This window comes from Bacillus paranthracis, from assembly GCF_024296885.1.
GTDB classification, from domain to species: Bacteria; Bacillota; Bacilli; order Bacillales; family Bacillaceae_G; genus Bacillus_A; species Bacillus_A paranthracis.
Genome location: NZ_CP101135.1, coordinates 4,037,648 through 4,061,881 on the forward strand (window position 1 = coordinate 4,037,648; position 24,234 = coordinate 4,061,881).

At 37.0% G+C, this 24,234-nt stretch carries 26 protein-coding genes; 1 reads left to right on the forward strand and 25 read right to left on the reverse strand.

The features are described from left to right. Positions 1-18: 18 nt before the first annotated feature. From ccpN to gpr, 25 genes are all read right to left on the reverse strand, one after another. Positions 19-651: a transcriptional regulator CcpN gene (gene ccpN / locus NLJ82_RS20890; RefSeq protein WP_000583759.1), complete on the reverse strand. Its 633-nt coding sequence runs from the start codon at positions 649-651 to the stop codon at positions 19-21. A 107-nt stretch (positions 652-758) separates the two neighbouring features. Next, complete coding sequence (recO, locus tag NLJ82_RS20895) at positions 759-1,505, reverse strand: DNA repair protein RecO (protein ID WP_000487010.1); 747 nt, start codon at positions 1,503-1,505, stop codon at positions 759-761. Positions 1,506-1,538: 33 nt separating this feature from the next. Next, a complete protein-coding gene (locus NLJ82_RS20900) occupies positions 1,539-1,682 on the reverse strand; it encodes a YqzL family protein (protein ID WP_000883924.1) in 144 nt (47 codons plus the stop codon). A 176-nt stretch (positions 1,683-1,858) separates the two neighbouring features. After that, complete coding sequence (gene era / locus NLJ82_RS20905; RefSeq protein ID WP_001080241.1) at positions 1,859-2,764, reverse strand: GTPase Era; 906 nt, start codon at positions 2,762-2,764, stop codon at positions 1,859-1,861. Continuing rightward, positions 2,757-3,155 (reverse strand): cytidine deaminase, encoded by a 399-nt coding sequence (locus NLJ82_RS20910; RefSeq protein ID WP_001014347.1) that lies wholly within the window; start codon positions 3,153-3,155, stop codon positions 2,757-2,759. The genes era and NLJ82_RS20910 overlap by 8 nt, the downstream gene beginning before the upstream one ends. A gap of 99 nt (positions 3,156-3,254) precedes the next feature. Beyond that, positions 3,255-3,608 (reverse strand): diacylglycerol kinase family protein, encoded by a 354-nt coding sequence (locus NLJ82_RS20915; RefSeq protein ID WP_000715482.1) that lies wholly within the window; start codon positions 3,606-3,608, stop codon positions 3,255-3,257. Further along, positions 3,605-4,075, reverse strand: coding sequence for an rRNA maturation RNase YbeY (gene ybeY, locus NLJ82_RS20920; RefSeq protein WP_000054692.1), 471 nt, complete (start codon positions 4,073-4,075; stop codon positions 3,605-3,607). Before ybeY ends, NLJ82_RS20915 begins: the two co-directional genes overlap by 4 nt. Next, positions 4,072-6,216, reverse strand: coding sequence for an HD family phosphohydrolase (locus NLJ82_RS20925; protein ID WP_000946450.1), 2,145 nt, complete (start codon positions 6,214-6,216; stop codon positions 4,072-4,074). Before NLJ82_RS20925 ends, ybeY begins: the two co-directional genes overlap by 4 nt. A 193-nt stretch (positions 6,217-6,409) precedes the next feature. Then, entirely contained in the window at positions 6,410-7,369 is a 960-nt protein-coding gene (locus tag NLJ82_RS20930; protein WP_000840516.1) for a PhoH family protein, read from the reverse strand. 3 nt (positions 7,370-7,372) lie between these two features. Further along, positions 7,373-8,572 (reverse strand): sporulation protein YqfD, encoded by a 1,200-nt coding sequence (yqfD, locus tag NLJ82_RS20935; RefSeq protein ID WP_000792485.1) that lies wholly within the window; start codon positions 8,570-8,572, stop codon positions 7,373-7,375. 296 nt (positions 8,573-8,868) lie between these two features. Continuing rightward, positions 8,869-9,162 carry a sporulation protein YqfC gene (yqfC, locus tag NLJ82_RS20940; protein ID WP_000732266.1) on the reverse strand — a complete coding sequence of 98 codons (294 nt, stop codon included), beginning with the start codon at positions 9,160-9,162 and terminating at the stop codon, positions 8,869-8,871. A gap of 107 nt (positions 9,163-9,269) precedes the next feature. Beyond that, positions 9,270-9,713: a GatB/YqeY domain-containing protein gene (locus NLJ82_RS20945; RefSeq protein WP_000054571.1), complete on the reverse strand. Its 444-nt coding sequence runs from the start codon at positions 9,711-9,713 to the stop codon at positions 9,270-9,272. 15 nt (positions 9,714-9,728) lie between these two features. Then, the gene (rpsU, locus tag NLJ82_RS20950) at positions 9,729-9,902 is read right to left on the reverse strand and encodes a 30S ribosomal protein S21 (RefSeq protein ID WP_000048061.1); all 174 of its coding nucleotides are present in this window, start codon (positions 9,900-9,902) and stop codon (positions 9,729-9,731) included. 394 nt (positions 9,903-10,296) lie between these two features. Beyond that, the gene (mtaB, locus tag NLJ82_RS20955; RefSeq protein ID WP_000108677.1) at positions 10,297-11,649 is read right to left on the reverse strand and encodes a tRNA (N(6)-L-threonylcarbamoyladenosine(37)-C(2))-methylthiotransferase MtaB; all 1,353 of its coding nucleotides are present in this window, start codon (positions 11,647-11,649) and stop codon (positions 10,297-10,299) included. A 6-nt stretch (positions 11,650-11,655) separates the two neighbouring features. Further along, positions 11,656-12,405, reverse strand: coding sequence for a 16S rRNA (uracil(1498)-N(3))-methyltransferase (locus tag NLJ82_RS20960; RefSeq protein WP_001190163.1), 750 nt, complete (start codon positions 12,403-12,405; stop codon positions 11,656-11,658). 144 nt (positions 12,406-12,549) lie between these two features. Continuing rightward, positions 12,550-13,488, reverse strand: a complete 939-nt coding sequence (gene prmA / locus NLJ82_RS20965; protein ID WP_000872111.1) for a 50S ribosomal protein L11 methyltransferase — start codon at positions 13,486-13,488, stop codon at positions 12,550-12,552. Positions 13,489-13,516: 28 nt separating this feature from the next. Beyond that, a complete protein-coding gene (dnaJ, locus tag NLJ82_RS20970; RefSeq protein WP_000043935.1) occupies positions 13,517-14,632 on the reverse strand; it encodes a molecular chaperone DnaJ in 1,116 nt (371 codons plus the stop codon). A 204-nt stretch (positions 14,633-14,836) separates the two neighbouring features. Next, the gene (gene dnaK, locus NLJ82_RS20975; protein WP_000034690.1) at positions 14,837-16,672 is read right to left on the reverse strand and encodes a chaperone protein DnaK; all 1,836 of its coding nucleotides are present in this window, start codon (positions 16,670-16,672) and stop codon (positions 14,837-14,839) included. Positions 16,673-16,698: 26 nt separating this feature from the next. Beyond that, positions 16,699-17,277, reverse strand: a complete 579-nt coding sequence (gene grpE / locus NLJ82_RS20980; protein WP_000392720.1) for a nucleotide exchange factor GrpE — start codon at positions 17,275-17,277, stop codon at positions 16,699-16,701. Between the two features lie 121 nt (positions 17,278-17,398). Next, positions 17,399-18,415, reverse strand: coding sequence for a heat-inducible transcriptional repressor HrcA (gene hrcA, locus NLJ82_RS20985; protein ID WP_000954950.1), 1,017 nt, complete (start codon positions 18,413-18,415; stop codon positions 17,399-17,401). Positions 18,416-18,548: 133 nt separating this feature from the next. Beyond that, a complete protein-coding gene (hemW, locus tag NLJ82_RS20990; RefSeq protein ID WP_025991619.1) occupies positions 18,549-19,688 on the reverse strand; it encodes a radical SAM family heme chaperone HemW in 1,140 nt (379 codons plus the stop codon). Between the two features lie 52 nt (positions 19,689-19,740). After that, complete coding sequence (locus tag NLJ82_RS20995) at positions 19,741-20,115, reverse strand: winged helix-turn-helix transcriptional regulator (protein ID WP_001293546.1); 375 nt, start codon at positions 20,113-20,115, stop codon at positions 19,741-19,743. Between the two features lie 131 nt (positions 20,116-20,246). Further along, positions 20,247-22,070: an elongation factor 4 gene (gene lepA, locus NLJ82_RS21000; protein WP_001030954.1), complete on the reverse strand. Its 1,824-nt coding sequence runs from the start codon at positions 22,068-22,070 to the stop codon at positions 20,247-20,249. Between the two features lie 210 nt (positions 22,071-22,280). Beyond that, positions 22,281-22,643: a YqxA family protein gene (locus NLJ82_RS21005; protein ID WP_000534316.1), complete on the reverse strand. Its 363-nt coding sequence runs from the start codon at positions 22,641-22,643 to the stop codon at positions 22,281-22,283. Continuing rightward, positions 22,643-23,746 carry a GPR endopeptidase gene (gpr, locus tag NLJ82_RS21010; protein ID WP_000662638.1) on the reverse strand — a complete coding sequence of 368 codons (1,104 nt, stop codon included), beginning with the start codon at positions 23,744-23,746 and terminating at the stop codon, positions 22,643-22,645. The genes NLJ82_RS21005 and gpr overlap by 1 nt, the downstream gene beginning before the upstream one ends. 181 nt (positions 23,747-23,927) lie before the next feature. On the opposite strand from gpr, the gene rpsT reads away from it, so the two are divergent. Then, entirely contained in the window at positions 23,928-24,185 is a 258-nt protein-coding gene (gene rpsT / locus NLJ82_RS21015; RefSeq protein ID WP_001274011.1) for a 30S ribosomal protein S20, read from the forward strand. The last annotated feature ends 49 nt before the right edge of the window (positions 24,186-24,234 follow it).

Sequence of the window (24,234 nt, forward strand, 5' to 3'; positions counted from 1 at the left end):
ACTTTAAACAAATTACACTTATTCGTTATTTACTAAGTTTACAAACGCACGTGTAATATTTGTTTTTGTAATTCGTCCAACCACTTCTAAACCTTGTTTCGTATCTTTTACAACTGGCATCGCATCAATCTGTCTTTCTATTAATTCCATCGCAATATCATATAAAGAATCTTCTCTACGACACATCGCAATGTTTGGCATCCTTGTCATGATAATATTAACCGGAAGTGAGGTTAAATCCTGCTTCCCTAAGCTAGCTCGTAATAAATCTTTACGAGATACAACGCCTACTAATAGAGTCGATTGATCTACAACGAATAATGTACCTACATCCTCTAAAAACATAGTACAAATCGCATCGTATACCGATACATTTTTATCAATTACAACCGGTCTAGATTGATAATCTTGTACTTTAATTTTCTTAACAGCTTCAGATAATAACTGCCCCCCAGTTTTACCCGTATAAAAATAACCTACGCGTGGACGTGCTTCTAAATAACCAGCCATCGTTAAAATTGCTAAGTCTGGTCTTAGCGTTGCACGTGTTAATCCCAATTGCGCAGCAATTGACTCCCCTGTAATAGGACCGTGATCTTTTACAATCTGAATGATATGTTCTTGCCGTTTATTCAGCTCTATGATAATCACCACCTTTAATGCACAACGAAAAAAGTTATACTATCTCTTAAATATTATATACTAAATATGCTATTCGAAAAAGAAAGGATGTAAAAAGGACCGTATACGGCCCCAAATTATATTTGAAACTTATCAAGTTGTTCTAAGAAACGTCTTGATTTCAAATAAATCCCGCAATATTCATCATAATATGTATTCAATACTAAACGCATTTGTTTTTTTGTGCTATCCTTCACTGATACATTGCCAAGTCTATGTAAATCGAAGTGGTAGAAAAGACGTAATAATTTATGAACGGCTTCCCCCACTGGTATACGATACTGATCTTGCTCAGCATGACGTGAGCACAGAAAACCGCCCTCCCTAACAGAGAAGGCGACAAAATCTGTTTCTTGATGACAAATCGCACATGTATCAAAGTACGGGCGCATCCCTAATACCGGAAGCATTTTCGTTTGATAAATTAATGATAATACTTCTGGATCAACACCCTCACACATATAATGCAACGTTTGATATAACATTTCAAATAAATATGGATTATGTTTTTTATCTTCTGTTGCTTTATCAGTTAACTCAACAATAAATGATGCATAAGCAGTTAAAAATATATCCTCGCGAATTTCTTTCATAGTTGAAATAATCTCGCCTTGTTGCAAAGTTCCAAGTCCAGATCCCATTTGAATAAGAAAATGACCATGTGTCATAAGTTGCGAAACAGATGCTAACCGGCTTTTCGGTTTTTTCGCTCCTCTTGCCATTGCACTTACCTTACCCAATTCTCTTGAGAATATTGTAACAATCTTGTTCGTTTCTCCGTAATCTGTCGTACGGATAACGATGCCCTCAACTTTTTGAAACATGTTCGTCACCATCCAAGGTTTGAACAAAACGGGTCAAGAAATTGGAGAGTCTAGATGCGCTAGCTCCTCTTCATGTTGATCCATCTCATCGTTTACGTCTTTTTCCATTTCTTTCAAAAGCAAATACGTCTCAATGCTTCCTGTTTTGGAGAAAAACTTCCAGGTAAAATCTAGCATAAGAATCCACCTTTCTCAATAAGCGTAGCCTATAAACCAATTTCCTTTGTTGTTATTAAATTGACCCATTTTGTCCATTTTCATGTGAGAAAAATTTTTCCTAATTTATCAAAACTCGTAAAAACCAATAATCAGCGGATGAACAAAACATCCGCTGATTACAGCTTTACTCTATTTTAATACTCGTCTTCGCGGAAACCAAGGTCACGAAGCTGAGACATTTTATTACGCCAATCTTTTTGCACTTTTACCCATACTTCTAAAAATACTTTAGAACCAAGTAATGCTTCAATATCAAAACGAGCTCGCTTACCGACTTCTTTTAACATCTTCCCTTGTTTTCCGATAATAATCCCTTTTTGCGACGGACGTTCCACAACAATCGTTGCATTAATATAAACTGCCCCGCCCTCGCGTTTTTGAATTGCATCGATAACAACAGCTACAGAATGCGGCACTTCTTCACGTGTTAAATGTAGTACTTTCTCACGAATAAGCTCTGCAATAATAAATCTCTCCGGATGATCCGTTACTTGATTATCTGGGTAGTATTGTGGTCCTTCCGGTAAATACTTTTTAATTGTACCAATTAGGGCCTCTACGTTATTACCGTCTAATGCAGAAATTGGTACGATTTCTGCAAAGTCATGTAATTTGCGATATTGATCAATTAACTCTAATAATTGTTCTGGGTGAACTTGGTCAATTTTATTAATAACTAAAAATACTGGTTGTTTCGTTTCTTTTAACTTCTCGATGATGAATTCTTCACCACGACCAAAGCCTTCAACAGCATTCACCATAAATAGAACGATATCAACTTCTTTTAATGTCGTTTGCGCCATCTTCACCATGAAATCGCCTAGTTTATGTTTCGGTTTATGTATTCCTGGGGTATCAATAAAAATTACTTGTGAATCATTTTCTGTATATACGCCTTGAATTTTATTACGAGTTGTTTGTGGCTTGTCACTCATAATAGCAATTTTTTGACCAATAATACGATTTAAAAATGTAGATTTCCCAACATTCGGTCTGCCAATAATAGAGACAAAACCTGATTTATAACCTTTTCTATTCATGTAAATCCTCCGCTAAAAATGCTCCTGGTAACAATTCCCCGACTGTTGTCTCTTGAACGTCACCATGTAAATTTGATAGGTATACTTTCGTATCCTGTTTACATAATTCTACCATAACTTGTCGACATGCTCCACAAGGAGGTACTGGACGCTTCGTATCCGCCACAATTGCGATAGCTACAAACTCTTTATCTCCTTCAGAAACCGCCTTAAATAAAGCTGTTCTTTCTGCACAGTTACATAAGCCATATGAAGCATTCTCAACATTACATCCACGATATACTTTTCCATCCTGCGTTAATAATGCTGCACCTACTTGAAATTTAGAATATGGTACGTACGCTTGTTTACGCGCTTCGATTGCTTCTTGAATTAATTGTTGACCATTCATATTCCCGCATCCTTCCTGTTCACAGCTGTGAATAGATACACTCTCTTATTAAAGGCCTTTACGGCACCTTCAAAGCTTAAGAAAAGCTTTGGAATGCAACTATACCACATACGGTAAAAAGATAATAGCACCAATTATAACGGCTATTATCGCAAACAATAAAACCGCTCCCGCCGCGACATCCTTTGCGACTTTCGCAAACGGATGTATATCGGTAGTCGCTAAATCTACTGTTTTTTCCACAGCCGTATTTACCATCTCTAAACTCATTACAATTCCTATTACAATAAGTAATACCATCCATTCTACTTTTGTAATATGGAAATAAAAGCCGCAGCATATAACAACAACTGCGGCTAAATAATGAATTTTCATATTTCGTTCATGACGAAGACAAAAGAATATACCGACTATAGCATACCCAAAACTATCTATAAGTTTTCCTTTTTTCATCGTCCTAATCCAAATGCTTCTAAAATTTCTTTTTGTCTTCCGAACATTTCTTTTTCATCCTCTTCTGTCATGTGGTCATAACCAAGTAAATGTAAAAAGCCATGTAACGCTAAAAAGCCAAGTTCACGATCAAAAGAATGTCCATACTCTTCAGCTTGTTCTTTCGCTCTCGGAATAGAAATAATAAGATCACCTAACATACGCGGCATCTCTACACCTACAATTTCCATTTCTCCTTCTCCCATTTCTTCCATAGCAAAAGAAATGACATCAGTAGGCTGATCCTTATCTCGGTAATCACGATTAATCTCGCGAATGCGTTCGTTATCTACAAATGTTACTGATAACTCTGCACCATCCTCTATTTTTTCCATTTGAGCTGCTTTTCCTAATATCTCACGAATTAAATTCACATACTCTTCTTTCACTTCTTCTGTTTCATCAATGAAATCAATTAATAAACTCATTCTTTCTCCTTATCTTCCGGTGGTTCCGGATATGTAATACGCGAATGGAAAATACCATTTAACGTTTCACATAACGTTTTTCCAACGATTTGTAGTTCCTTAAATGTCAAATCACATTCACTAAATTGCCCATCTTGCAGGCGATCTTTAATAATACTTTGTACTAAATTATTAATTTGATCTGGCGTTGGGTGATTCATAGAACGTACCGCTGCCTCAACACTATCCGCAATACCAACTATTGCCGATTCTTTAGAAGTTGCTTTTGATCCCGGATAACGGAACATCTCTTCTGTATATTTTTCTTTATCTTCTTTAATCGCCTTATAATAAAAATATTTCAGGAGCGTTGTACCATGGTGTTGTCCAGCAATATCGATAATTTCTTGCGGAATATGGTATTCTTCAAGCATCTTTACTCCATCGGTTACATGAGCAATGATAATATCTTTACTCGTCACAGGATCTAATTTATCATGCGGATTTTCAATTCCCATCTGGTTTTCAATAAAGAATTGTGGTTGTACTGTTTTTCCTACATCATGATAGTACGCCCCTACACGCGCTAATACACCATTTGCTCCAACTGCTTCACAAGCCGCCTCAGAAAGATTTGCTACCATTACACTATGGTGATATGTCCCTGGCGCTTCTAATAAAATTCTACGCAACAGCGGATGATTCGGACTTGATAATTCCATAAGCTTCATACTTGATACAATTCCAAGTCCACTTTCTAAATATGGTAATATCCCCATAGCCAAAACGGATGAGATAATTCCTGAAAGGGAAGCCATTAATAATTGGGTACCAATTTCAAGAGGCGAAAAATTCCCATTACGTAATAATAATAACGCCGCCAAGACGACTACATTTAAGATTGAAACGAGTATACCAGCTTGTAAAATCATCGTACGACGATTTTTTTCTCTTAAGAAAATGCTCACTGATAATGAACTTAATAACACATAAATGCCTACACTATAATTTAGTGTACTTGTTACTCCTTCATTAAACATAATACTTCCGCACACAGAAAAAATCATACTTGTTAAAAATACAAATCGATCGCCAATCATTAGTTTTACAAGTATCGTTCCCATCGCAACTGGGACAACATACGCAATTCCTGCATATTCAAGCTTTTGAAACAAACTAATAATTTTCATTAAAACAATCGTGATAGACAAAATTGTAATATACGCTAAAATGTACGGTTTGTCTTCTCTTTTCCGCTGTAAAAATACTTCAAACTGTTTATGCATAAAGTATAGTAACACACCAATGAGCACCGCTAATCCAACATAAGGCTGAAAACTATTACCTTTTTCTAATAAACCGACTAATTTCAACTGATTATACATATCACTTGAAATTGTTTCACCTTCTCTAACAATAACTTGTCCTTGAAGAATATAAACAGGTGGAACTAAATCTTCTTCTGCTTTCTTCTTCTCTTTCGTTACAGCCGGATCATAGAAATAATTTGCTGTAATCGCATATGATCCTAGCGCATTCACAGCTTCTTTCAATCCGCTATTCACATTCAGGCTTTTCATTTCATTAACAAATCGCTCTTTTGCTGCCATTTCTTCGGACATTTTAATATTTCCACCCATGATAACGCTAACAGACGTTAAAGCCGCATTCTTTGCTAATTCTAATTGATCCGGTTCTGCATTAATAAAGTATAATAAATTCTCATCCGATAATTCCTTCGTTAAATTAGATGGCAACTTCTTCTTCAACTTTTCTAATTTATTCGCATCGGTCATCTTTTTTTGCTCTTCAGGTCCAGCAGCTTTCATCTCCTGAATTACTTCATTCACCTTAGCAAAAACATCATTTACAATATCTACTCTATTTTGTTTATATTCACTTCTATATGTATATTGATCCCCGACTTTTTGAGCGGCCTCTTGTTTTTTTCTTTCCGTTATAACCTTATCTTCAATTTTAATAGGAGAATGAATTGTTTTTTTCGCAATAGAATACATATCAACATCTAATTGCTCTGGTTTCACATTATTCATAAGTGCAAAAAACAGCACCGCCCCTAATAAAACGTAAGAAATCCAACTTAGTTTTTTCGAATGTTGTAAATTACGAAACCACTTAGAAATTTCTTGAGATCTTAACATGATTTCAATACCTTCTCCTCTCTAGAAATAAAGTGAAACTATTTATAGCTTTCATTTCTTCTAGCCAACGATACTTTTAGGTAACATTTTTATACACCAGTACCTATAGTTTATTTCTCTTATCTTTTATGATAGTAAAAAATATGCCGTTCGCCAACCTTAATACAAAAAGAAATGATCCTGACAAATAGGATCATTCCATTTTATCATATGCCTCAATAATACGTTGTACCAGTGGATGCCTTACAACGTCCGTTTGTTCTAACGTAATGAATGAAAGACCTGATACACCAGATAAAATGTTAGCGGCTAGCGTAAGCCCTGATTTTACCCCTTTTGGTAAGTCTACTTGTGAAGGGTCCCCCGTAATAACCATTTTAGAACTAAAACCTAATCTAGTTAAAAACATTTTTATTTGTGCACCCGTTGTATTTTGCGCTTCATCTAAAATAACAAATGAATCATCGAGCGTACGTCCTCTCATATAAGCAAGAGGTGCGATTTCAATTACACCTCTCTCCATCATACGCTGCGTATATTCTTGTCCAAGAATATCGTGCAGAGCATCATACAATGGACGTAAGTACGGATCTACCTTCTCTTTCAAATCACCTGGTAAAAATCCTAAACTTTCTCCAGCTTCTACAGCCGGTCTCGTTAAAATGATTTTCTTTACATACCCTTGCTTTAAAGCTCTTACAGCCATTACTACAGCTAAGTATGTTTTCCCAGTCCCGGCAGGTCCTATTCCAAATACAATATCATTTTTCTTCATTGCATGAATATATCTTCTTTGTCCCATCGTTTTTACACGAATGGATTTACCTTTTGCCGTTTTAAAGATTTCTTCTTCATATAACTCTTCAAATTGAGCAATTTTCCCTTGTTGTGCGAGCTGAATTGCATACGCAACATCTCTTTCTGTAATTGACACACCTTTTCGAATAACAACAAGTAGTTGTTGTAAGATTTTTTCTACGAGTGTCACAGTTTCAACTGCTCCAGATGCATGAACAGTTTCACCTCTAGTTACGATTGATACATTCAGTTCCCGTTCAATTACTTTCAAATGAGCATCATTGACTCCAAAAAGAGCGATTGCTTCGTTAGTATTTTCCAATTGTTGGTTCATTTCTACTAATTGTTCTGCCATTACTCAGTCTCCTTGAATATCGGATTCGGATATTGGTTGTGGCTCTGCAATATTTTCAATCACAGTATAATGCAAAGTGACTTTTAGTTGATCCGCCTCAACCTCTTTACTCAAAATCTTATCACTTACAATCATAGCATGTTCATCCAATTTTTTCTTTAGTTCTTTTTCGGCCATTTCTTTCGCTACTTTCATTGCCTGTTTTTCTGTATATTCTCGGTTCGCCTCTTCCTCTTCTCGCACTACATCTTTTTCATATGCAATCGGCAGTGTAAAACCAAATAATTTCACATCATGTTTTACACTTTCCGTACGAGAACGTTTATACTTATCATGCTGAAATCCCCATATTTTTATTTTTGTACTCCCAAATGTAAGGTAATGCTCATTATACGTATTACCAGTATATACTTGAAATTGCGTCTTGAGTGGTACATTCACCTCAGATGTGTACCACGTTTCTCCATATACAATACCTTTCGCCGAAACAATGGTTGGACTCTCCTCATTACCGTATATCCCTGATACGAGAAGCTGCCCTTTTTCTACATGATCATTTTTTAAAACGACTGGTTTTCCAACTTCAACAAATGTTTTTGTAACAATCGCTTCTTTTTTTGCCACTAAATTTTGCGGCCTTTGTTCTTTTTCTTTTTTCGGCTCATTTTTTTCAACAATTTTAAAATGGTACGTCGTTCCCCTTACTTCTAATCCTGCCCAAGTAATCGCATTAATATTGTCCGTCAAATGACGTTGTACATCTTCTACACTAGGCATTTGGAATTGTAATTTTCCTTTTTTAATACCCATTTTGTCCAATTCTTTCATCAATATATATTCTGTTTCAGGTTTCGCTCCTGTAATTTCAATTTTCCAAACCATATTCGATAATGCAATCATGCCAAAGAAGAAAATTAAAAAACCAATTAAGAATCCACTATTTTTAATTAAGCGCTTATTCCAAAATGGAAAACCGTAACGCCCAATAAAATATAGTTTACACTCATTTTTTCTATAAATCGGCTTTATTTTTTTCACATCTCGTAATAGCATACAAAAGACTAACGTTTCATCGGCGATTTTCTTAACGTCCCAAACTAATAATTTTCTACGCACACATTCGTTAACAAACCGCTCCGCTCCTCTACCTTCAATTCGTACCTTTACATATCCAAGCCACTTTATAAACCATTTATTTTTCATCTACTACCTTCACTACCTTTCCAAAAGTAGACACACTACTTTTCACTTTAATTAGCAAAATAGCTCGTACGAAAATGAAATAAAGAGTTTTATTTTCCATAAATAGCGGGATAAAGTGAGACTTTAATCAGCCCTCACCAATTGGACTTTAATGGATAGCCCGACCCCCACCTAACTTCTTTGCTTTCGCTGAATTTTGAGGCGGGGGCTTACTGCCCATTAAAGCGGGATAAACTTAAATAGTAGGGACAAATCATTAGAATAAAGAAGAAAAACTTCACATACGGAAGTTTCCCTTACTTCTCTTTCTGTTCGTCTTCTAAAAACGTCACTTGCTCAATTATCCCTTCAAGCAAAAGTTCTTCCGGAAGGATTGTTTTAATAACAAAGGACTGCCCCTTAATTAATAACTGACCATGCTTTAACAACAATCTTACTTCTTTATCTGAAAACACTAATAAACCTCGATGATTTTCTATATAGATATGCACTTGCCCAACAAGCGTGATCCGAGGTAGATCCATTAGCACATCCACTGGTAGGTCTATTTGCTTCGTTAACCAATTCTTCATTTGTTCTAATTTTTTCATCCCAAAAGACCCCCTCTCATCCCATATGTATGAAAAAAGAGCTTGTAATATCACGTCCAAACTGAAAAAAGCATAAAAAAACGTCTCATACGAAATGAGACGTTTTTTTATGCTAATAGCTGGATAACCAGCTTATTCACAAGCGATCCATCTGTTTTACCTTTTACTTTCGGCATAACAGCAGTCATCACCTTACCCATATCTGCTTTAGACGTCGCACCAACTTCAGAAATAACTTGCTTGATTATATCAACTAGCTCTTCTTCCGTTAATTGCTCCGGCAAATATGCGCTTAAAATCTGAATTTCACTTTGCAGTTTATTAACAAGGTCTTCACGACCAGCTTTTTTAAATTCAAGGAGGGAGTCCTTATGCTGTTTTACTTCACGAGCTAAAACTGTTAGTTCCTCTTCTTCAGTAAGAGTATGCTGTAGTTTAATACCTTCATTTTGTAAAGCAGCCTTAACCATACGAATGACGGTTAATTTTTCTTTTTGTTTATTCTTCATCGCTTGTTTCATATCATCGTTTAAACGACCGAGAAGACTCATAACTTACACCCTCTCTTAGAATTTACGCTTTCTTGCCGCTTCAGATTTCTTCTTACGTTTTACACTTGGTTTTTCATAAAACTCGCGCTTTCTTGCTTCAGCAAGTGTACCAGTTTTAGAAACCGATCTTTTAAAACGGCGAAGTGCATCCTCCAAAGACTCGTTTTTACGAACGACTGTTTTTGACATTCTCTTTCCCTCCCTCCGAAACATCACACTTACATACTAACTCCAGCATGCAAAAAGAAACACTTCTTCAGCATGTCTTTTACGATTATAATACATTTTATCACTTCAGGTCAACTATTTGACAGAATAAAAGAAGAATAGATGCTCTTCCTTTTTCAAAAACTATGCAGATAGCTGTTATCTTTTCCCCTGAAGGCAACTATATTTTTGTCATTATACCTTTTTTCATGCAGAAACGTACGGAAAAACTACTCATTTCGTATATTTTCAGTACTTAACTTCTCCACTAAAAAAGAAAGCATGCAAATCGTTTCCATTTGCATGCTTTTTTATCCCGATTGGTGCGGGCTAATAATGAGCGGGGAATGAATCCCACGCTCATTAAAGTTTCACTTTATGCGCTTGCTGATTCCTTTTTCACATCATCTTCAAGGACACGAACAAATTGCGCTTCGTTATATGGATAACCAGCTTTTGTGATTTTTACTTTCACTAATTTACCGATTAATTCTTCTGATCCTTCAAATACAATTTTCAAGTAGTTATCTGTATAACCTACATATAGGCCTTCACGGTCGCCCTCTTTAAATTGTTCTTCTGGAATAATTTCAAGTACTTCTCCTTCAAACTGTGATGCATACTCTTTCGCTAATTGATTAGATAGTTCAATTAAACGGTGAACACGATCATTCTTCACATCTTCAGGAACTTGATCTTCCATACGCGCTGCAGGTGTTCCTGTACGTTTTGAGTACGGGAATACGTGCAACTCAGAGAAGCGATTCTCTTTAATGAAATTGTATGTTTCCATGAATTCTTCTTCTGTTTCACCTGGGAAACCAACGATTACGTCTGATGTAATCGCAAGACCTGGTAACGCTTCTTTCAAACGATCTAAGCGCTCCTGGAAAAATTCCATCGTATACTTACGACGCATACGCTTTAATACAGTATTAGATCCAGATTGCAACGGAATGTGTAAGTGACGTACAACTACTTCAGACTTATCTAACACTTCAATTACTTCATCTGAAATCTGACTCGCTTCAATAGAAGAAATACGAAGACGTTTTAATCCGTCTACTTCCGCTTCCATATCACGAAGTAATCCAGCTAAGTTATAATCTTTAATATCTTCACCGTATCCACCTGTATGAATACCTGTTAATACGATTTCCTTATAGCCTGCATCTACTAATTGCTGCGCTTGTTTAATAACTTCTTTCCCATCGCGAGAACGCATTAAACCACGCGCCCAAGGAATAATACAGAATGTACAGAAGTTATTACAACCTTCTTGTATTTTTAAAGATGCACGTGTACGATCCGTGAAGTAAGGTACATCCAGTTCTTCGTATACACGTGTTTTCATAATGTTGCGGACAGCATTAATTGGCTGACGCTCTTTACGGAATTCTTCGATGTATCCTAACATCTTTTCACGATCTTGTGTACCAACTACAATATCTACACCTGGAATCGCCATAATTTCCGCTGGAGATGTTTGTGCATAACATCCCGTTACACAAATAACCGCATCTGGGTTTTGACGAACAGCACGTCTAATAACTTGACGACTTTTCTTATCTCCCGTATTTGTTACTGTACATGTATTGATAACATATACATCAGCTTTCTTTTCATATTCAGTTCTTTCATATCCACCTTGTTTAAACAATTGCCAAATGGCTTCTGTTTCATAGTGGTTTACTTTACAACCTAACGTATGGAACGCAACAGTTGACATTGATCATCACCCCATCAATTCAAAATGATACGAAGCAGCACTTAACGCGTATAACGGCGCCGTTTCTGTTCTTAAAATTCTTGGTCCTAAACTACATGGTACAAATTTATGTTCACGAAGCGCTGTAATCTCTTCCTCAGCTAAACCGCCTTCTGGGCCAAATACAATCAATAGCTTTTGACCTGGTTTCATCATCGTTAAAGCTTTCGCAAAATTAGATTTCTCGCCTTGTTTCGCTTCCTCTTCGTAAGCAACAAGGCAAACATCATACTCACCACTCATTGACAACAATTGTTTAAACGATGCTGGGGCGTGTACTTCTGGAATTTCACTTCTATGTGATTGTTCCGCAGCTTCTTTCACAATTTTTCTTAAACGCTCAACTTTTTTATCAGCTTTTTTCGCATCCCATTTTACGATAGAGCGAGATGCTTGAAATGGTAAGAATGCAGCTGCCCCAAGCTCAGTTCCTTTTTGAAAAATTAACTCTAGCTTGTCTCCTTTCGGCAGTCCACTTGCAATCGTCACGAAAACAGGAAGTTCACTTGACGTCTCTACCCATTCTACAATAGCCGTATTAATAAATTCACTGGTAATTTCATCAATTGAACATACGGCTGTTTTTCCGTTTACACAGCAATAAATGTGATCACCAGCTGACATACGCATCACTCTTGCTATATGATGTACGTCATCACCTACAATGCGAATACTTGTCTCATTTACATATTTCTCTTCTACAAAATAACGTTGCATATAATCACCTTAGTAGAGTTTCGTTCCTTTCGTAAGCCAATACTTACGAAAAGAACGAAACGTTATCATTTTTCATATAACAAACGGCAAGTCCCTCACCTTATAGTGAGAGACTCCCCTTTTCATTATAGACTAAAATCTATATTACGCATTTCGTGCAATAATTGCTACCCAATCTTCCATTCGCAACACTTCTTCAATTGTAAATCCAGCTTTTTCTAGCGCTTCAGAAATTACTTTTTCCTTTGCAGCAATAATGCCCGATGTAATAAATAATCCGCCTGACTTCACAACTCTTGCTGCATCTTCAGGGAATAAAAGAATAATTTCTGCTAATAAGTTAGCTACGATTAAATCAACAGGACCTTCAATACCCTCTAAAAGACTATTTTGTCCAACAGATACGATATCATCTGTTTTATTTAAACGTACATTCATTTCTGCACTTTCAACTGCAACCGGGTCTAAATCATATGCTTGAACAGAAGACGCACCTAATTTTGCTGCTGCAATACTCAGTACACCAGAACCTGTTCCTACATCAATGATTGTGTTACCTGGTTGTACTGTTCTTTCTAAAGCACGGATACACATCGTTGTTGTTGGATGAGTTCCTGTCCCAAACGCCATACCTGGATCTAATTCAATAATTTTTTCTTCCGGAGAAGATGGTGTATATTCTTCCCAAGTCGGTACAATTGTGAATGTATCAGAAATTTGTACTGGATGGTAATATTTTTTCCAAGCAGTAGCCCAATCTTCTTCATTGACTTCGTTAACGGTAATATTTCCAGTACCAATTTCGATGTCGTAAGATGGAAGCACATCAATAGATGATTTTACACCTGCAATTGTTTCATGTAAAGAATCCGTTTGCGGGAAATATGCTTTTATTAACACACCTTCTGCCGGATACTCATCTGGGTTCAATGCATAAATTTCACCATATTGTTGCTCGCGCTCTTTCGTCAACTCCGCTGGGTCCTCAATCGCAACTCCACTAGCACCAGCTTCATGTAAAATATGAGAGACAGCTTCTACTGCTTCTTCTGTTGTATGAATACTAATTTCTGACCATTTCACAATTTACCAACTCCATTTTTTATTTCCATTATTCCCCTTTGAAAGCACGTTTAAGCTTTCCGAATAAACTATCATCCTGCTCTTCTTGTCCTGCAAATTCACGCAATAAATCTTTTTGCTGTGAAGTTAATTTCGTCGGTACAACAACACGCACGACTACATATTGATCTCCTTGACCGTATCCACGTACGTTCGGAGCACCCTTACCTTTTAGGCGGAATTCTGTTCCTGTTTGTGTTCCTGCTGGAATTTTCAGCTTCACTTTACCATGAACAGTAGGAACTTCTACTTCATCACCAAGTGCCATTTGCGCAAATGTTAATGGCATTTCGCAAATAATGTGATCTCCTTCGCGCTCAAAGAATTCATGATTTCTTACATGAACAACAACATATAAATCTCCTGCTGGGCCGCCATTTACGCCCGCTTCACCTTTTCCAGATACGCGGATTTGTTGACCATTATCGATACCTGCTGGAATTTTAACATTGATTTTTTTACGTTTACGAACTTTACCAGAACCGTGGCATGTCGTACATTTTTCTTTAATGATTTGCCCAGTTCCTGAACAATGACCGCAAGCTTGACGGTTTACGATACGACCAAATGGTGTATTTTGTTCTACACTTACTTGCCCTGATCCTGAGCAATGTTTACATGTTTCTTTTGAAGTTCCTGGTTTTGCCCCGCTACCTTTACAAGTATCACATGGATCTTCTACTGGAATCTCAACATTTAACTCTTTACCAAAAATAGCTTCTTCAAAATCTAAAGTGACTTGATATTGTAAGTCAGCACCTTGGCGTGGAGCATTTGGATCACGACGTCTGCCGCCACCGCCGCCAAAGAATGAACTAAAGATATCTTCAAAACCGAAGCCACCACCGAAGTCTCCTCCGCCGCCAAAGCCGCCGAAGCCTTGATTAGCACCAGCATGACCAAATTGATCATATTGCGCACGCTTTTGATCGTCGCTTAATACTTCGTATGCTTCTTGTACTTCTTTAAACTTTTCAATTGCATTTTCTTCTTTACTTACGTCTGGATGGTATTTTTTAGCCAAACGACGATACGCTTTTTTTATTTCATCTTTTGAAGCACCCTTGCTAAGTCCAAGGACCTCATAATAATCTCGTTTACTCATAAATTTACAACCCCCGAATCTTTCACATAAACGTAATTTTAACACCGAAAGAAAGTGCTTTGCAACAAAGTTTCCTCACTTACAGTATGCAAAGTAAAAAACTTAAGACCCTCACACATTCCTTCTCATTCGTGAAAAAAGCCAAAGCCAAGGCACGCTTGACTTTGACTTTTTGTCATCTTACTTATTATGTTTAAAGTTGAATTACTTGTCTTCTTTTACTTCTTCAAACTCAGCGTCTACTACATTGTCTTTCTTCGCGCCAGCATCTTGTGCTCCTTGTGCACCTTCTGCTTGCCCTGCAGCTGCTTGAGCTTGCTCATATAGTTTAACAGTTAGTTGTTGTACGATTTCTTGTAAAGCGTCTTTTTTCGCACGGATTTCCTCAAGCTCGTTCTTCTCAATCGCAGCTTGTAATGCTTCTTTCGCTTCTGTTGCTTTTGCAACTTCAGCTGCATCTACTTTACCTTCTAAATCTTTTACAACTTTATCTGTTTGGAATACAAGTTGGTCAGCTTCGTTACGAAGTTCAACTTCTTCCTTACGTTTTTGGTCAGCGTCAGCGTTTGCTTCTGCTTCTTTTACCATACGATCTACTTCTTCATCAGAAAGACCTGAAGAAGATTGGATTGTAATAGCTTGTTCTTTGCTTGTTCCTAAATCTTTTGCACGTACGTTAACGATACCGTTCGCATCAATATCGAATGTTACTTCGATTTGTGGAATACCACGTGGTGCTGGTGGGATATCCGTTAATTGGAAACGTCCTAACGTTTTGTTGTCAGCTGACATTGGACGCTCACCTTGTAATACATGAATGTCTACTGCTGGTTGGTTATCAGCAGCTGTTGAGAATACTTGTGATTTACTCGTTGGAATTGTAGTGTTACGCTCGATTAATTTCGTGAACACACCACCCATAGTTTCAATACCTAAAGAAAGTGGAGTTACATCTAATAATAGTACGCCTTCTACATCACCAGTAAGTACGCCACCTTGAACTGCAGCACCTAATGCTACAACTTCATCCGGGTTTACACCTTTATATGGTTCTTTACCAGTTTCACGTTTAATAGCTTCTTGTACAGCTGGGATACGAGTAGAACCACCTACAAGGATAACGCGATCTAATTCACTTGCAGATAGACCAGCATCTTTTAAAGCACGACGAGTTGGTTCTAATGTTCTTTCAACAAGGTTTGCTGAAAGCTCTTCGAATTTCGCTCTTGTTAATGTTAATTCTAAGTGTAATGGACCAGCAGCTCCAGCACTAATGAATGGCAATGAAATTTGTGTTTGTGTTACACCTGAAAGATCTTTTTTCGCTTTTTCAGCTGCATCTTTCAAACGTTGAAGTGCCATTTTATCTTGGCTTAAATCAATGTTATTTTCTTTTTTGAACTCAGCTACTAAGTGATCAATGATAACTTGGTCAAAGTCATCTCCACCAAGACGGTTGTCACCAGCAGTTGAAATAACTTCAAATGTTCCATCTGCTAACTCAAGGATAGATACATCAAATGTACCGCCACCTAAATCATATACTAAGATTTTTTGCTCTTCATCTTGTTTTTCTAAACCGTAAGCAAGCGCTGCTGCTGTTGGTTCGTTAATGATACGCTCAACTTCTAAACCAGCGATACGACCAGCATCTTTCGTTGCTTGACGCTCTGCATCGTTGAAGTATGCAGGTACTGTAATAACAGCTTTCGTTACTGTTTCACCTAAATATGCTTCAGCAGAAGCTTTTAAGTTTTGTAAAATGATTGCAGAAATTTCTTGAGGTGTATATTCTTTACCTTCGATTTCTACTTTGTAGTCTGTACCCATATGACGTTTAACAGACATGATTGTATTTGGGTTTGTAATTGCTTGACGCTTTGCTACTTCCCCAACTTGACGTTCTTCATTTTTGAAAGCTACAACAGAAGGTGTTGTACGGTTTCCTTCTGGATTTGGGATAACCTTTGGTTCTCCACCTTCCATAACAGCTACACAAGAGTTTGTTGTACCTAAGTCAATACCGATAATTTTACTCATGGCGAATCCTCCTACTTTTATGTAAATTATTGATTTACTTTTACCATCGATGGGCGAATTACACGGTCTTTTAATTTATAACCTTTTTGGAATTCTTCCACAACCGCATTTGATTCAAATTCGCTGTCTTCTACTTGCATAACAGCTTGGTGTTCATGAGGATCAAACTGTTTACCAACAGCTTCAATCGCTTCTACACCTTCTTTTGTCATCGCTTCTAACAATTGACGATATACCATTTCCATCCCTTGTAATAAGGACTTCATTTGCTCATCAGTTGCTTCCACTTGCATCGCTCTTTCAAAATTATCAAGAGCTGGCAAAATATCTGAAACAAGACTTTGTGCTCTATATTTTTCAGCAGCCTGTTTATCCATTTGAACACGACGCTTATAATTTTCAAAATCAGCTTGTAGACGTAGCATACGGCCTTCCGTTTCCGTCAGTTTCGCTTGCAATTCATCTACTTTTTCTTGTAAAAGAGCAGCCTCACTTTTTTCTTCAACAGTTTCTTCGCTGTCTTCAGATGTTACGGCTTCTTCAACTTGTGCTTCTTTTACTTCTTCTTTCACTTCTTCTACAACTTGTTCGTTACGCTCTTCCACAATTTTCACCTCCTTAAAAGGTATTAGGTATCATGCATAGCATGATTACCTAAGTATAGTTATATATTACACACAGTGATGTATTGCTTATCACTTGAGCGAATGTATTCTTCTTTATTCTTTATTTTTTTAGTCCATCTGTAATTTGCCTTGTAAATAACTGCAACAAACTAATTACACGAGAGTATTGCATTCTCGTTGGACCTAAAATTGCAATTGTTCCAAGTTGTTCTTCTCCAATCGAATATGTTGCAGAAATCAAACTACAATCTTCCATGGCTGTCGCAGAGTTTTCCCTACCAATTTTCACTTGAATACCAACTTGTTTATGACGCAAAATATCATAAAACTCAGCTTCGTTATCAATCATGGTAAGTAAAGATCTAACTTTTTGAATGTCATGAAACTCTGGTTGCGAAAGCATATTTGCCTTCCCTCCAAAGTATATCTTTTCCGATAACGGAACTTGAAATGTACCATCCAATATTTTTATTGCACTATCGTAATTATGAACATACCCACGCAATACCGTAACAATCTCCTTAAAGATTTTATTATGGAGTTCCGACATTGGTACGCCCGATAGCTTTTCATTTAAAATATTAACCATTTTTTCTAAATCTGATAAATCAACAGATTCCGGAACGGTAATCGTTTTGCTTTGTACATGCCCTGTATCCGTTACAATAATAGCGACTGCGGTTTGACGATCAAGCGGAACAATTTGTACGTTTTTAAGTTTATTTGTGCTTAACTTCGGTCCAAGAACAATGGCCGTATAATTTGTAAGCTCTGATAAAATTTGAGCTGATTGTTGTGCAATCTTTTCCGCTTCAAAAATTCTTTCAGCAAATAAATCTTTAATTTGTACAATTTCATCGTTCGGTAAATTTTGCGGCGCTAAAAGATGGTCTACATAAAATCGGTATCCTTTTTCAGAAGGAACACGTCCAGAAGAACTATGCGTTTTCTCAATAAATCCTAGTTCCTCTAAATCAGCCATTTCATTTCGTATAGTAGCTGAACTAAATGTAATTTCATCTTTTTTAGCCAACGTCCTTGACCCAACAGGTTGCGCTGATCCAATAAAGTCATCAATAATTGTTTGTAAAATTAAGAGCTGACGTTCCGTAAGCATCTCATCATCACCTCTGTTAGCACTCTTTGTCTTCGAGTGCTAAATCTATTAATAACTTACCAAAATTGACATTCAATTGTCAACGGAAACGTCACGAAATAATGAAACTTTTTCACGTTAATGGAACATTTAATTAGTCAATCAAAAATGATTGGAATACTTCATTCCCTAATAATTTTCCTTTTCGCGTTAAACGAACATATCCATCGCTCTCTTCAAGCAATCCTTGTTCTTGGTTGTTTTGTAACTGCTTCGCGAAAACTTGATCCATTTCCATATTAAATTTCTTTTGAAACGCTATTTTAGATACACCTTTTGTTTTTCGGAGTCCTAAGAACAACTCTTCTTCCATTTTTTCTTTCTCCGTCACCACGTGAACATCTAAATACGGAAATCCGGTTTCATCGATTTTATTGAAATATTGCTTGAGCGGCCCTACATTTTGGATACGTTCTCCATTTACATAACTATGCGCCCCAGCTCCAAATCCATAATACTCTTCATTATTCCAGTATGTGAGATTATGTCTACTTTCATTATTACCTTTTGAGAAATTACTAATTTCATACTGGGTATAGCCATGTTTCTCCATTTCATCCATTACCATTTCGTACATTTTCGCTTCATGGTCTTCACCTGGTAGTCTTAATTTCCCTTTATTCATTAAGTTATAAAACACAGTTTTCGGTTCCACAATTAATGAATATGCCGAGAAATGTTGTACACCAAGCGTAAAAGCAATATCTAACGTTTCTTTTACATCTTCTATCGTCTGTCCCGGCAGAGCATAAATAATATCTACATTTATATTTTTGAAGCCCACTTCCTGCGCTTCTCTAATTGCTACAAACGCATCTTCTCTCGTATGCTTACGTCCAATTTTCTCAAGCAATTCATCTCGAAATGTTTGCACCCCAAAACTAATTCGGTTCACTCCACCTTCTAGCAATACATTTAATTTCTCTTTCGGCAAATCACCTGGATTCGCTTCAAATGTTAATTCACAATTCGGGGCAAACGGACGTAAACGACGATTTATAATATTTAATAATTTCTTTGTCTGTTCCATATTTAATGCTGTTGGAGTTCCCCCGCCAACAAAAATCGTTTTCATACTATCAAACGGTACCTTTTGAACTGTATTTATTATTTCTTTCTCTAAATACTCTAAATATTGATCGACCGGCTGGCGTTCAATAAACACTTTATTAAAATCACAATAGTGACAAATATGCTGACAAAACGGAATATGAATATATGCAGCTTGCACCAAAAATAACTCCTACCTTTCTAAAAAGAAAACCTCCACGCTCGGGAGGCTTCTTTTACTTCTCTAACGTATTACGAATTTGTTCCATTCGCATTTTTCCCCAATCATACATCATTTCAACGATTGGTAAAAGCGACATGCCTAATTCCGTCATATAATATTCCACTCGCGGTGGAATTTCTGGGTATACTGTTCGATCAACAATCCCATCTTCCATTAACTCTTTTAATTGGTTTGATAAAACTTTATGAGAAATGCTCGGAAATAATCGCTGTAATTCACTAAAACGATGAGGCCCTTCCACACCAAGATGCCACAATATCACAACTTTCCACTTTCCACTAATAATAGAAAGCGTCAATTCCTTTTCACAATTAAAATTGCCATTTTGTATTTTTTCTTGAATATCTTTTCGAATATTTTCGGACATTAACAAACTCCTAACTTTATATGAACTAAAAAGCTCTCTCACTATTGTAAATGAGAGCTACTCAGATGTCTAAAAAGTAATTATACGTAAAAAAGAAGCCGCATAAACGACTTCTTTTTTCATTCCAACTATTAGTTGTCATCCATTTTCAGTACAGCCATGAATGCTTCTTGCGGTACTTCTACAGAACCAACAGACTTCATACGTTTTTTACCTTCTTTTTGCTTATCAAGAAGTTTACGCTTACGAGAAATGTCACCACCGTAACATTTCGCAAGTACGTTTTTACGCATCGCTTTAATTGTAGAACGCGCTACAACTTTGTTTCCGATCGTCGCTTGAATTGGCACTTCGAACTGCTGTCTTGGAATTAATTCTTTTAATTTTTCTACGATTACTTTACCACGGTCATATGCTGAATCACGGTGTACGATAAATGATAGAGCATCGACTTGCTCAGAATTTAAAAGAATATCCATTTTCACAAGTTTAGATGGTTTGTAACCAATTAACTCATAATCAAATGATGCATATCCTTTCGTATTTGATTTCAACTGATCGAAGAAGTCATATACGATTTCTGATAATGGGATTTCATATGTCAAAGTAACACGCGTTTCATCTAAATATTGCATATCAATAAACGTTCCGCGTTTACCTTGGCAGATTTCCATTACAGCTCCAACATAGTCATTCGGAACCATAATTGCTGCTTTAACAAATGGCTCTTCAACACGATCAATTGTCTGTGGATTCGGCATATTAGACGGGTTATCGACAATCATGTCTTCACCATTCGTTAAGAATACTTTATAAATAACACTTGGCGCTGTTGTAATTAAATCAATTTTAAATTCACGTTCAATACGCTCTTGAATGATTTCCATATGAAGAAGTCCTAAGAATCCACAACGGAAACCAAATCCTAGCGCTTGAGATGTTTCTGGCTCAAACTCAAGAGCAGAATCGTTTAATTCTAATTTCTCTAGCGCATCACGTAAGTCGTTGTAACGTGCAGAATCAATCGGATATAAACCACAGAATACCATTGGGTTTAATTTACGATAACCTGCTAACGGCTCAGCTGCTGGACGTTTCGCGTGTGTAATCGTATCACCAACGCGTGTGTCACCAACATTTTTAATCGATGCCGCTAAGAAACCTACATCACCTACTGTTAACTCATCACGTTGCGTAGTTTTCGGTGTAAACACACCTACTTCTGTTACTTCAAATTCTTTTCCAGTTGCCATCATACGTACTTTATCGCCAACTTTTACCGTTCCATTTACAACACGGATATACGCAATTACACCGCGGTATGGATCATATAAAGAGTCAAAGATCATACATTGTAACGGTTCTTCTGAATCACCTGTTGGTGCTGGCACTTTTTCAACGATTTGTTCTAAAATCTCTTCGATACCAATCCCAGCTTTTGCCGAAGCAAGTACAGCTTCTGATGCATCTAACCCAATTACATCTTCCACCTCTTGGCGTACACGCTCTGGGTCTGCACTTGGTAAATCGATTTTATTAATAACCGGTAAAATTTCTAAATTGTTATCAAGCGCTAAGTATACGTTCGCTAACGTTTGCGCTTCAATACCTTGCGCTGCATCTACTACAAGAATTGCACCTTCACAAGCCGCTAAACTACGAGATACTTCGTACGTAAAGTCGACGTGTCCTGGTGTATCAATTAAGTGAAGAATATATTCTTCGCCGTCTTTTGCTTTATAGTTTAATTGTACTGCGTTTAATTTAATTGTAATACCACGCTCACGCTCTAAATCCATAGAGTCAAGCAACTGAGCTTTCATTTCACGTTGTGTTAACGCGTTTGTTTTCTCTAAAATACGGTCTGCTAACGTTGACTTTCCGTGGTCAATATGAGCAATGATAGAGAAATTACGAATTTTGGACTGTCTTTTTGCTCTTTCTTCTTTGTTCATCTATGTTCTCAACTCCTAATAGTCTCGCCAATATACACTAGCACTGATTATATCAATAGAGCAGCAAAGATTCAATGAAAACTCGTGCTGCTTACAATACAAATCATTCTATTTATATCTTATGCGAACAAACCATAAGAGACAAACCTTTTTCAAATTAAAGAACGGCTGTCTTACAAACCTGTAAAACAACCGTCCTCCGTTTGACTCTTAACTAAAAATCCCTTTTACTTTCCCAACAACTATATCTGTTCCAAACTTTGTTATTTCATAGGCAACGCTTGCTATCGCCATACCCATTCCTTCTACAATATTAAAACTTTTTAAGCTTTCTAATTGTTTTTGTTTTTCAGTAGCGGAAAACGAACCTTCCAAAGTTTCTGATTCAGTGGCCTCACCTTTTGTTCCTGTCATATGAGCGATTTGTTCATACGACATTTGCTGATAACCTTTCATACTTTTCAACCCATGATTTGCAAGTGCCACCCCTGCTATTACCATAAGTAAGCATATAGCCACACTACATATACATAAAAGCGAAAAGCGGCTTACATGATTATCGTCACTTCCCATCAATGTGTATATGCTCCTGTATTATCTTGGTCAATTTGATGATGCAGCGCTGCATTTAAACCACTTGCTATTACATTTGCCATATCCTCTATGAAAGCATCCACTTCTTTCGGAGTCACCATTAAATTATGACCAAGAGGAGATAACACTTCATAAATTAATTTTCTCTTCTCTTCATCTTCCAGTGTACCTACAGCACCTAAAAACATATTCCGGCTCTTTTCATCCGGCATATCCTCTTCTGTTAATTTTTTCTTTTCTCCAAATGTAAAACCAGCCGGCAACAAAGATCGGGAAGGTTTATTTCCTTCTTTCATCTCCCGGCCAAAATGTTTCAAAATAAAATCAATTGTATCGCTTGTAATCGAAACGGCATCCACCACAGTCGGAACACCAATTGCGATAACAGGAATACCTAATGTTTCTTTACTGAGTTCCTTACGTTTATTCCCAACACCCGACCCTGGATGAATTCCTGTATCAGAAATTTGTATCGTACTATTTACCCTTTCAATAGAACGAGCAGCTAATGCATCAATTGCAATGACAAAGTCTGGCTTTGTCTTCTCAATGATTCCATAAATAACATCGCTCGTTTCAATTCCTGTAATCCCCATTACCCCCGGCCGAATTGCACTAACAGGCCTAAACCCTTCTTCTACACTTTCAGGTTGCAATTGAAACAAATGTCTCGTTACCAATACATTTTCTACAACTATCGGTCCAAGCGCATCCGGCGTTACATTCCAATTTCCAAGACCAACAATTAAACAACTCGCTTCTTTCGTAACGCCAACCTCTTCTAAGAAATAAGAAAATTCTTTTGCAAAAATACGCTCTACTTTTTGTTGCAGCTCCGTATCTTGTTGACGTATACCTTGTACTTCAAGCGTTAAATAATTTCCAGGTTTTTTACCCATCGATTCCGAGGCAACTTCATCAATCGTTACTTTCGTAATGGTAATACCTTCTTCTTCCCTCTCTTTTACAACAACTCCTTGTATCCCTTGTTGCTCTTCTTGGCGCTCTTGCAGCATTTGATGTGCCTCTACAGCAAGGTCCGTTCTAACACTATATTTACTTAAATCTAGTGGTTCTTTCATCGTATCTCCTCCGTCATTCATAGTAAATATCGTTAGATTTCCCAAAGTTATATAAGGTCATTCTTTCCTTTACGTGAAATTTCATGGATATACTATTGCAATTCTCTTCACCGTTTGATAGAATATCACTTGTTCTATGTTATGAATCGAGTCATTCGATTGCACCAGGGAGGTGAAAAGTATGGCAAACATCAAATCTGCTATCAAACGCGCTAAACTTAGCGAAGAGCGTCGTGCACATAACGCTTCTATCAAGTCTGACATGCGTTCTGCTGTTAAAACTGTAGAAGCTTTAGTTACTAATAACGATCTTGAAAATGCTAAAGAAGCTTTCAAAACTGCTTCTAAAAAACTTGACAAAGCAGCTCGTAAAGGTCTTATCCACCAAAACGCTGCAGCTCGTCAAAAATCTCGCTTAGCGAAACAAGTAAACGCGTAAGGCGTTTAAAAAACGATCCATTCGGATCGTTTTTTTATATACAAAAAAG